This window comes from Sphaerisporangium flaviroseum, from assembly GCF_039537005.1.
Lineage (GTDB): Bacteria > Actinomycetota > Actinomycetes > Streptosporangiales > Streptosporangiaceae > Sphaerisporangium > Sphaerisporangium flaviroseum.
Genome location: NZ_BAAAZR010000007.1, coordinates 187423 through 198049, shown reverse-complemented (window position 1 = coordinate 198049; position 10627 = coordinate 187423). Strand labels below are relative to the sequence as shown.

The following is a 10627-nucleotide window of genomic DNA, read 5'->3' as shown; positions in this document are numbered from 1 at the left end:
CCCCCACGCCGACCGTCACCCCCTCGCCGGGCACACCGCGTCCCGGCGTCGGGCCGTGCACGCCGGGCACGACCTACCCCAACCCGCTGCCGTCGGCGTCGGTGACCGCCACGAAGATCCGGGACGGGTTCAACTTCCTGGAGGGCCCGGTCTGGGACGCCACCACCCAGACCCTGCTGCTGTCGCTCATGCGCGACGGCACCGGGCCGGAGGGCGTCCAGCCCTCGGACGTGCTGCGGTTCACCGAGCCGAACACCTTCGAGACCTTCATCGCCGGCGCCGGCAGCAACGGCCTGGCGCTCAGCCGGGACGGCGGCACGCTGCTGGCAGCGACGCACGACCAGCGCAGCGTCTCTTCCTTCCGCCTGTCCGACCGGACGCGGGGCGTGGTGGCCTCCTCTTACCAGGGCCGCGCCTTCAACTCGCCGAACGACCTCACCGTCGGCGCCGACGGCACCATCTACTTCACCGACCCCGACTTCCAGCGCGCGAACCGCCCGGACCAGATGTCCGGCCGCACCGGCGTGTTCCGGGTCAAGGACGGCGTCGTCTCGCTGATCGACGACACCATCCGGCAGCCGAACGGCATCGTGCTCTCCCCCGACGGCAGGACGCTCTACGTCGGTGGCAACGGTACGGGGCGGGTCTACAAGTGGCCGGTCAACGCCGACGGCAGCGTCGGCCCGCGTGCCGACTTCGCGTCCCTGACGGGTTCGGACGGTGCGACCACCGACTGTGCCGGCAACCTTTACCAGGTCTCCTTCAACGACGGCAAGGTCCACGTGTACGCGCCGTCCGGCGTGCAGCTCGGCACCATCGCCGCCGGGCTGAACACCACCAACGTCGCCTTCGGCGGCCCCGACGGCCAGACAATGTACATCACCTCAGGCGCGCCCTCCCGGGGCGGGAACACCGGCAACTTCGGCCTCTACCGCGTCCAGCTGAACGTTCCCGGCTGGCCGTATTGACCTTTTCATCCTCTCCCTATATCTCTATTTCGACCGGGACGAAGTTCCCGGTGCGAGGCGTCCGGCCGGACGCCCGCGCCTGAGGTCGCATCCGGCCGACGGAATATAGGTAGGTAATTGAGCCCGCGTCAGGCGTCTTGCTATCGAATGCCATGATGATCATAGTCCTGTCGCCCTAAAGGACAACATACGCGAAACGATCAAGCAAGCCGTTATCGGTATCACGCGTGAAGGCCGGATCTCCCTGAAATGCTGTGCTCACGGGCATACGTTTGATCCGAAAAGGTGAGGATGCTCGGCATGTTGGAGATGACTTCTTGGCGGGACGAGCTCCGCAGGCGTGGCGTGATCGGAGAGGACGAGCATGCGCAGGTGCCGACAGGCTGACGTACTCATTTCGGTGCTGGACACCTCACCGATCGCGCAAAGGGCCACACCGAGGCAGGTGCTGCGCAAACGGTGGATCTCGCGATGCTGGTCGACGCCCTGCGCTACCACCGCCCGAACATCACGGCATGCGGGGTGTCGCCAGCTCCGCTCCCGCTGTCCTTGCCGGCCACCTGGAGAACGCCGCACAGCACCTCCTCATCGGCGCGGACTGCCTCTGCCCAGCCACGCCCCGATCGTGGTGGTCGAGCAGTTCGACACTTTGGCGGCACCGCACCCGGCACGGATCGACCTCGGCCTGGGTCGCGCGCCAGGCGGGGCCCCTCCCGACCGTTGATGCGGTCCGGCCGAGGTGGAGCGGACCGCGAAGACCTTCCGCCTGCAGCTCGACGAGCTCCGGGCCTTTCTCGACCCGCCCGAGGACGCTGGCCGTGATGGTGATCAGCCGCCTGCACGCCGTCGCCGAAGCTGTCGATGACCTGCTCTGGTGCAACACGGCCCCACCGGGGCCACATCGCCCTGGCCGGCTCCGGCCGAACGCGACGACTGGTGCGGGCCGGCCTAGCCAGCGGCCTGCAGTCGCTGGCGTAATGGAAGTGATTGACACGGTCACCAGATGCCTAAATATCTTCGCGTTCCGGACCGACGGCGCTGAACGGGACGTTTCTTTTGTTCATCACGGCTGCGCTAAATGTGGAGGGAAGACAACCACATGTCCGAAGGGGGAGTTCGTGGGCGCGACACACTGGGGTTAGCCACCCGTGTGAAGGCACTAGCTGTCGCCGATCCGGTCCTTGACCTGGAGCGCCGGAAGTCCCTGCTCACGTCGCGAGACTGGAGCGGCTACCAAATGGAGGAGCTGGCGCTAACGGCCATTGACACCGTCACGCTGAAGATGGACTTCGAAGACGGGGCCCGTCACGAGGATGTCGTGGCTGCTGTGGCGCGCGTCGCAGGGCTTCAGACGCCGGACCGCGATGGCGGCGAGCACGCCGACGTAGCCCGTTGGGTCCTGGACAGTCTGGTGAACGTCGGGACGGTCGACCGCGACTTCAGCCACATCTACGGCCTCGCGATAGACGGTACGTATGTATCTCACCGCTTCTCCTTCAAGCTGTTGCGTGAAGTCGCCGGACACGATGGCCGACCACGACTTCGTGCCTCCAACGAGGCGATCGCGGTGCTGGTCGGCGCGGTGGACATCGACATCGCTTCCGAACAGGTCGCCGCCGACGCCAAGCTGGAAGCCCTGGTGAGACGTGGGCGGCTGGCTGACGCCTATCGCGCTGCGGAGATGGCGTTGCGCCGCACGGTGCAGTACGCCGAGTACATCCGTACACGGCTGGAGGGGATGCGGCGGGACGTCCGTTTGGTGGACTGGGTCCGTGACGTGCAGCGGATGCAGACGGAGGCGCTGGAGCACATCGAGGAGCGCATCAACGCCGAGAGCACCATCAAGGACAACTTGGTCCAGATCATGGATAACAGCACCGAGGACGCCACTCTGGCTCAGGCCGCCGAGCTGATCGCGATTCTCGAAGAGTGTCTGCGCAGGCATGCGGCACTGCAGGCGAATCTGCAGGAAGTCGGCGAACGGTTCCGCGCCGAACAAGAACGGCAAACCTTCGTGCCGCCCCCAAGCCGGTCCTACGTCCACCTCGAGCACCAACTGCTGGAGCCAGCCTTGGAGCTGCCGATACGGTGGGCCCTTCCGGTGTTGGACAGGTTCGCTACGGTGGCCGCGCCACCGCGCCGACCTGCGATCGTCTACCTCCCGGACTTGATCACTGGCCTGATGACGCTGCCGACTGAGCACGATGGCGAAGACGGGCTGATCATCGAGCCCGAGTTCGGCGATGCCGAAGATATCTCGGTGTTCTCCGACGAGCAGTACACAGCCGTCGAATCACTGCTGGCGCGTGCCGATGCCGACGGCGTCCGCCTATCCGAGCTTCTGAAAGCGGCGCGCCGCCCTGATGTCGCGAAGGCTGGTCGACAGGAGCTCGATCACCTGCTGGCCCTGCACGTGCTGGGGCTGTTCGGGGCGCCACGCTACGACCCCGAGCACCGCATGATGCTGGCAGCGCTGGCAGACGACAGTGAGCTGGATGACGAGGTGTTCGCCGGGAACGACCTGCTGGTGATACGTGGCCCGGCGTCCGCTGCCCCACCAATCGAGGACCGTCTGAACGGAGCCGTATGATCGACTTCGAGGACATGGCCGCAGTGAGCAGGCTGCTCGCATTCGGATTCCAGCCCGGGCTGACGCCCCGGCGCAACGCCGAGTACGCCGCGCTGGTAGGTCGCTTCCGCACCGATCCGGCGTTCGCGCGGCTGCTACACGCCGCTGCGCGCGGCTTCGACCTGACCGTCATCGCGGTCGGCCCCCGGGCCGGGCTCGTGCTCGGGGCGACCGCCGAAACGCAGTTCGCAGTCAGCATCGCCGACCACATCCGACAGCCCGCCGACCGGCCGATCGCGGCGCTGGCCCATTTGGCCATAGCCGCGCTCGCCTACTACCGGCCCGAAGATCTGGACGATGAAACCCATGTCGGCCGGGTCACGGTCCGCCACGTCGACGAGATGGTCGAGCAGGCCGCCAAGGAGCTGGAGCGCCGCGCGGTCGAGGCCGACGAGGACGAGGGGGTTCCCGTCGACCATCCGGACCTGATCCAGCTGTGGCGCTACTATCAGCGGCGCAACCCGGTGGCTCCCACGGGGGACGCCCGAGCCCACTCCAAGAGCAGACACGCGATCATCAAGCGGGTCGCCGAATACCTAGCGGACAACGGCATGCTGCGGCGCGCGGGCAACGAGAACGGCGGCACCTACACCACCACGGCCCGATACCAGATCCAGGTGCGGGAACTGGCCGGGCAGCAGATGCTCGGCGAACTGGCCGCGCTCGGGGTCACGGTCGGGCCGGACGGTAAGCCCGCGTTCAACAGCCCGGATATCGGATCCGCTGACCCGGCCGACACCGTAGCGTCCCCTGTCCCTGCGCCGGCTGAGTCAGGAGACTGATCCAGCGATGTATGAGCTGAACCGCGTCCGCCTGTACAACATCGGCCCGATCGGGGCCCGCTATGACAACGTCCTGCTGGACTTGTCCGGCGGAGGCCCGGGTATCCCGGCCAGCACCCTGATCCCGTCGGCTGGCCAGCTGTTCCGGCGTCCGGCTCTGGCGACGCTGCTGGTGTTGGAGAATGGCGGCGGAAAGTCCGTGTTCATTCGGATGCTGCTGTCCACGGTGCTTCCCGACCGGCAGTCCCGCAAAGGCCGTGAAGCGTTGCGGGCATATGTGGTGTCCGCGGCCGCTCCGTCACATGTGGCGCTGGAATGGGTGAGTGTCCGCACCGGTGAGACGCTGGTGACCGGCCAAGTGTTGTCCCCGGTCGCGGACGGCAAGGTCGAGCGGCTGTTCTACTCCTTCAACCCCAACGGCGTCACGACCCTGGCCACGCTTCCGTTCGCCGAGGGCCGACGGCGGCTGCCGATGAACGCCTTCCACGACGCGCTCAAGCGGCTGGACTCCGCCGACAAGTCGCTGCACGTGGAGGTCGAGAAACGGCAGGGCGAGTGGGAGAACCACCTGCGCCGGCTCGGCTTGGAGCCGGACCTGTTCGCGGTGCAGCAGGCGATGAACGTCGACGAGGGCGATGCGGCAGAGGCGTTCAAGACCACGACCGGTCGGCAGTTCGTCGAGTGGCTGTTGAGCAAGGCTCTGGACGCCGAGAGCTTCACCGAGCTGGGCAACGCCTTCGGCGCCTACGCCAAGAATATTGGGCGACGCGAGCAACTGCTGCTGGACCGCGACTTCTCCACCGCCACGGCGACTGCTGCTCAGAGCCTCGCCTTCCAGCACACGCAGCAGGTCGCGGCAGCCAAGGCCGCCCGGACCGCCGCGACAGCACTGGCGCAACTCGCGGCTGAGGTGCGGGAGTCGGTTCAGCGTTCCGCGGGCGTGCTGGCCACCTACCGCGAGGACCTGGCGACCGCGAAGAGCAAGGCCATAGGACGGCAAGAAGTACGCGACGAAGCCGAGCTGGTCCACAAGGAGATACAACGCAGAACTCTGGGCCTTCGCTACGACGAAGCGTGCGCCAAAGCCAAGGAGACCGAGCAGCAGCTTACCGGCGAGCGCACGGAACTCGCTGCATGGACGCTTGTTCCCAAGGTGCTGAGAGCCGCTGCCGCGCATGTTAAATACCAGGTCGCCAGCGAGTTGCTGGATGCTGCCGAACAGGCCGCGGGAGCTGCCCGGTTACGTCGCGATCAGGCCGGGGCTCGGTTCGCCGGCGCTCTTCAGAGTGCTGTGCAACGGTGCTCGACGCAGGGGGCCGAACTCACCCGCAAGAGCGCGAAGGACACGTCGGATGCGGCCGAGGCCGAAGGTCGCGCTGGGGAGGACGAACGACAAGCCACATCGAACACCGTGCATGCCAAGCTGCTGGCCAAGCAGGTCACGGACGTGGACTCCCGCGTCGAGGTGGCGCGGGAGCAAGGCATCCTTCACGAAGGCGAATCCGTTTCCGAGGCCAACACCCGGCTGCGTAGCCAGGCCGAGGAGAGCAAGACCAAGGCGACACGGGCACGTGAGGTGGACGGACAACTCAAGCTGCAGGCCCGTCAGCTTGACGAGGCCGCGAACCAGTTGATCGAACCCGAGGTGAAGGCCCGGCAGGCCGCCGAGGCTGCCGTACGGGCGGTCGAGGACATGGAAGCCGCCGCACAAACGCTCGCCGCAGGGACACAGCTGCGCGAACTCGCTGAACTCGACGGCGACGAGGAAGTCCCTGGCGGTGACCCCGCACTGTGGTTGGAGGCGAACGCGCCCACGCTGCGCGACCTGGCCGCCGCGGCTGAGGGCTCGGCCGGGGACCGGCTCAACGCACTAACCGCTGACAATCGGGCGGATCAGCGGCTCATCGAGGCGCTCACCGTGGAGGATGAAGCGCTCATGCCGCCGCGCCAGGCGGTCGAGGACCTGCTGGAGTTGCTGACAGACCACGAAATCACCGCGAGCGCAGGCTGGCGGGCGCTGGAGCAGCTGGTGAATCCCCGCCTGCATGCCGAGGCCATCCAGGCCCACCCCGCGCTGGTCGACGGCATCGTAGTGGCCGACCAGACCGCTTTGGAGAAGGCACGAGCAGTACTGGCCGAGGCGCGCCTGCTGCCGTCGGCGGCAGTGCTCGTCGCCACCGCCGAGTCGCTGGAAGGGGAACCCGAGCAACCGGGGATCGGGTTCGTCGTGGAGCCGACACCCGCTCTGCATGACCCGAAGGCCGCTGCCGAGCTGGGGGAACAAGCTGAGGCACGCATCGAAGGCCGCGCGCATGACCTCCATGAACTCGCCGAACGCCGGACGGCAGCCCGACAGCTGGGCTATCAACTCGACACCTGGCTTCACGACCACCCGGCAGGTCAGGCCGAGCGGCTGCGCTCTGCGGCGGAAACAGCGTCGGCCGGCGCAGCCGAGGCCAAGGCCAAGCTCGACGCCGCCCGCGACGCGCACACGCGGGCCGTTGACGCCCTCGACGAGCATGCCGTTGTGGTGGCGGACGCCGAAGAGACCGCCGCCGACGACACCCGCATCGCAGAGTCCTTCGAGCGGCTCGCGGTAGCCGCCGCCGAGGCCGATCAGGATCGTCTGGAGATCAGCAGGCTGAAGGCGGAAGCCGAAGGGCGTGGTGCGGCAGCCCAGGAGTTTCGTGAAGTAGCCGAGCGGCTGCGCCAGCGAGCCACCGAATACGCGGTGCAAGCCGAGTCGTTCCGCCGTGACGCTGCCTCGTACGCCGACCGGCTCAAGAAGATCGTCTACGGGAATCAGCCGCTCAGCCTCGACGTGGACGAAGCCGACCTGGCCTCGTTGGAGATTTCCTATCAAGAAGCCGCAGACGGTTTCCGCGCCGTAGAAGTCGGCGAGGACCTGCGGCGGCGCGTCGATGACGCGCAGAAGGAAGCGTCAGATCTAGACGCGGAACTACTCGGCGAACCGGCCGGCATCGTGGCCCGAGCCAAAACGGTGGCAACCTCTCCAGACGCTGGCAGCTCCGAATCCCTCGAAGCCACGAAACGGCGGCTCAGCCGCGCCGTGGAGACGCTGGAGGCCGAGCATGGCAAGCTGACTAAGCGGACCGGCCGGCTGCAAGCGGAAGTCTCCTCAGCCAGTCGGCAAAACGGGATGCCGTGGACCAACCTGGACGCGGACTGGACGCCATCGAACCCCGTCGAAGGCGTGATGCTCGCCGAACGGGCGGTCACCGCACTGACCGACGCTGAGGCCCTTCTCGCGGCAGCTTCTCAATCGGAAAAGACCGCCGAGCGCAAGCTGCACAACGCCGAAGCTGCGGCCCGCGAAATGACGGTCATTCACCGCGGCCTTGCCTCCGCGGTCCGCAAGCTGCAGCTTCCGTCCGGTTCCGGACCGTTCGCGGGAAGCGCCGACGAAGCGCAGCAGGCTGCCGATAGGGCGACTGAGGCGTACGGCCAGGCGTCTGACCAGCTTCACCAAGCGAACCAGGCCGTGGACGATGCCGTCATCGGCTTCCGCGAAACCGCCAACCAGAACCGGTTCGGCAAGCTCAAGGCGCCGATCTACAAGCAGCTCACCGAGATCGACAAAGCGTCGCTGATCGAGCGGGCCGACCAGTGGGCAGTCCAGCTGGCAGGACGGGCCGCGAGCCTGACCACCGACCTGGAGAGCTCTGAGCGTCACCGGAGACTGCTGATCGACCAGCTCAAGCACCACGCCGGCGAGGCGCTGACCCTTCTTGAGAAGGCCGAGCGGCTTTCCCGGCTCCCCGAAGGCTCCGGGGTGTGGGCCGGACGCAGGATCCTGAAGATCGGCTTTGCCAAGCCGGAGCCGCAGGTCCTGGCAGTGCGGATCGCCGAGACCCTGGACGAGAACGCCCGCGCTCAGCCGAACCTGCCCGGCCGGGACCTTGTGCTGCGCTGTGTGGGGGCTGCGGTACCACGTGACTTCAAGGTGGAGATCCTCAAGCCTGACTCGGCAGGCCGCGCTGAATACGCGTCGATCAGTGAGATGAGCAAGGTCTTCTCGGGCGGCCAGGAGCTCACTGGCGCGATCATGCTGTACTGCACACTCGCCGCACTGCGCAGCAGCACGCGGACCGGGGCCCGCAGCAGCAGCCGCCTGGGCGGGATGCTGATCCTGGACAACCCGATCGGCAAGGCCAGTGCCGACTACCTGCTGACCCTGCAGATGAGCATGGCCGCCGCGCTCGGCGTCCAGCTGATTTACACCACTGGAAACATGGAAGACCGGGTGCTGGCCACGTTCCCGCTGTGCATCCGGCTGCGCAACGACGCCGATCAGCGCACCGGGATACGGCATTTGCACGTAACCGATCGTGTCATCGGCGAGACAGGGCCGGACGAGGACGGTGCCACCGGCCGAGTCTCTGCCGTGCGGTTGTTGGTGAAGCCGCGCGAGCCCACTACCACGCCCGATACCGGCGAAGAGGTACAGCAGGAGAGCTACGACGAGATGGCCGAGGACCGGTGAGCGACGACCGTGGTAACGAAGAGGCCCAGCGGCAACCGCTGTCGGAATCAGCGACCTGCTTCTCAGCAATCCTGAATGCAACGACGGAGCGTCGTATCGAGCAGGTCGTGATCTTCGCGGCTTTCGTCCAGGCATGCCCAGGGACAGCCGGGACTACGCAAGGCCGTCCCGTTCTGTCCGCGCTTCTCGATGAACTCGCCGACCATGACCTGGTGGAGCTGCCGCGGGGTCGTGATGGGTGGGACGACGCACAGCCACCGCTACCGCGCTGGCTCCGTCTGCCCCTGCCTCCGAAGCCAAAGACTCGATCCTTGCGTGCGACAGCACCTGTCATTTGGCGTCGCGAGCTTTCGTGGGCGGGGGCAGACCAACTGACCATTACACAGATCGAGGTCCTCAAGACGATCAATCGGTGGCTGCGCGACACCGACGGGGACAAAGACCGGCGGACTGTCGTACCGATGCGTGAGCGCTCCCTGGAGATCTTCGGTGATGAGAAGCGCCTTGATGCGCTCGCGGCCACCACCTTGTTCGCGCCCGGCCGCCTCACGATGGCCACGCTGTTCGCCGAGCGGGTCCCACCGCCGCTGGCCTATGAACGCGTCGGCGGCGGCGGCATCGTCCTGGTGATCGAGAACAGCGACACCTTCGAAACCATCAACTCACTGTTGGCCGGCAACTGCGGGCAAGTTGGTTACGTGGCTTTCGGCGGCGGCCACGCCTTCGAGGCTTCCGTTGCCCGCATCGGGAGGCTGGTCGGCGTGACGGACATCGCCTACTACGGCGATCTTGACGGTAACGGACTGACCATCCCGCAGCGGGCCAACGTGTCCGCCGCGGCGTTGGGACTCCCGCCGGTCCGTCCCGCCGCCGGCCTCTACCGGCTTCTTGTCCGGCAAGACGTCCGAGGACCGGCCCCGCAACGGGTCGATCCACTCGTCGCTGAACGACGCGTCTCTTGGCTGCCCGCCACCCTCCGTCGCCAGGCAGCTGACATCCTTGTCGCCGAGGAGCGGCTGGCCCAGGAAGCGACTGGAACAGTGCTGTTACGACGTGATCAGTCGTGGCGAAACGATCTGTGATGGGCGAGGAGCCCGGCTAATTGCTCAAATAGTCGCATTTGGGACCAAATCCCATCTGAATCATCCGGTACTTGAGTTGCCCACCTCAGGGGCAAGACCCCGTGTCTCATCGACTTTGGCGCGACAGCGAGATTGACCACACATCGCCGCATCCTGGGCGGTTTTCCGTGCGTTCAGCCGCTCTGTCGGTGACAACGATGATCTCGGTCCCCGTGTGGCCGACTTGGAGGACCCGAAGACCCGTATGCGTGTCCTCCAAGTCGATGTGGGTCGTGTAGCCGAGAGCGGCCAGTGCGGGGGCCAGGCTTGCGTAGGGCAGGTAAGCAGCGAACGAGCCGTACTTCTCGCGCAGAGCGGCGGGCACCGCGTCGTCCTCCTGGCAGGCGAGCCGGTGGACCTGAATACTGATTACTCGGCACCTCCACTCGTGATCCCGCTCAAATCCGAACTCCACCAGACCGTAGTCCCGCCGCAGGGTGCCCGGCCGGGGTCGTCCAGGAAATCCGAGCCGAGGATGCGTTCCACATCCTCGGCCCGCGAACCGATTCCTAGGCCCAGCACAGTGCCAGTCGCGAGCGCCGTCGTATAGAAGGCCAGCTCGGTCACTTCATCTTCTCCAACGCCTTGATAAGGAAGCAGATCTCGGCGGCACGGTTCTTGTT

General features: G+C 66.6%; 7 protein-coding genes. 5 read left to right on the top strand and 2 right to left on the bottom strand.

Annotated elements, in window-relative coordinates; translation table 11 throughout:
* The 5 genes from ABD810_RS16205 to ABD810_RS16185 all read left to right on the top strand — a co-directional run.
* Positions 1-968, top strand: a 968-nt coding sequence (locus ABD810_RS16205) for an SMP-30/gluconolactonase/LRE family protein (RefSeq protein WP_344939903.1), incomplete at its 5' end; no start/stop codon positions are given.
* Positions 969-2205: 1237 nt separating this feature from the next.
* Positions 2206-3558 (top strand): hypothetical protein, encoded by a 1353-nt coding sequence (locus ABD810_RS16200; protein ID WP_344939900.1) that lies wholly within the window; start codon positions 2206-2208, stop codon positions 3556-3558.
* Positions 3555-4379, top strand: a complete 825-nt coding sequence (locus tag ABD810_RS16195) for a hypothetical protein (protein WP_344939897.1) — start codon at positions 3555-3557, stop codon at positions 4377-4379. Before ABD810_RS16200 ends, ABD810_RS16195 begins: the two co-directional genes overlap by 4 nt.
* 7 nt (positions 4380-4386) lie before the next feature.
* Positions 4387-8883, top strand: coding sequence for a coiled-coil domain-containing protein (locus ABD810_RS16190; RefSeq protein WP_344939894.1), 4497 nt, complete (start codon positions 4387-4389; stop codon positions 8881-8883).
* Positions 8880-9965, top strand: a complete 1086-nt coding sequence (locus ABD810_RS16185; RefSeq protein ID WP_344939892.1) for a Wadjet anti-phage system protein JetD domain-containing protein — start codon at positions 8880-8882, stop codon at positions 9963-9965. Before ABD810_RS16190 ends, ABD810_RS16185 begins: the two co-directional genes overlap by 4 nt.
* Positions 9966-10071: 106 nt before the next feature.
* Here ABD810_RS16185 and ABD810_RS16180 read toward each other — a convergent pair whose 3' ends face one another.
* Positions 10072-10329: a hypothetical protein gene (locus tag ABD810_RS16180; protein WP_344939889.1), complete on the bottom strand. Its 258-nt coding sequence runs from the start codon at positions 10327-10329 to the stop codon at positions 10072-10074.
* Positions 10330-10373: 44 nt separating this feature from the next.
* Positions 10374-10571 carry a hypothetical protein gene (locus tag ABD810_RS16175; protein ID WP_344939886.1) on the bottom strand — a complete coding sequence of 66 codons (198 nt, stop codon included), beginning with the start codon at positions 10569-10571 and terminating at the stop codon, positions 10374-10376.
* Positions 10572-10627 lie beyond the last annotated feature (56 nt).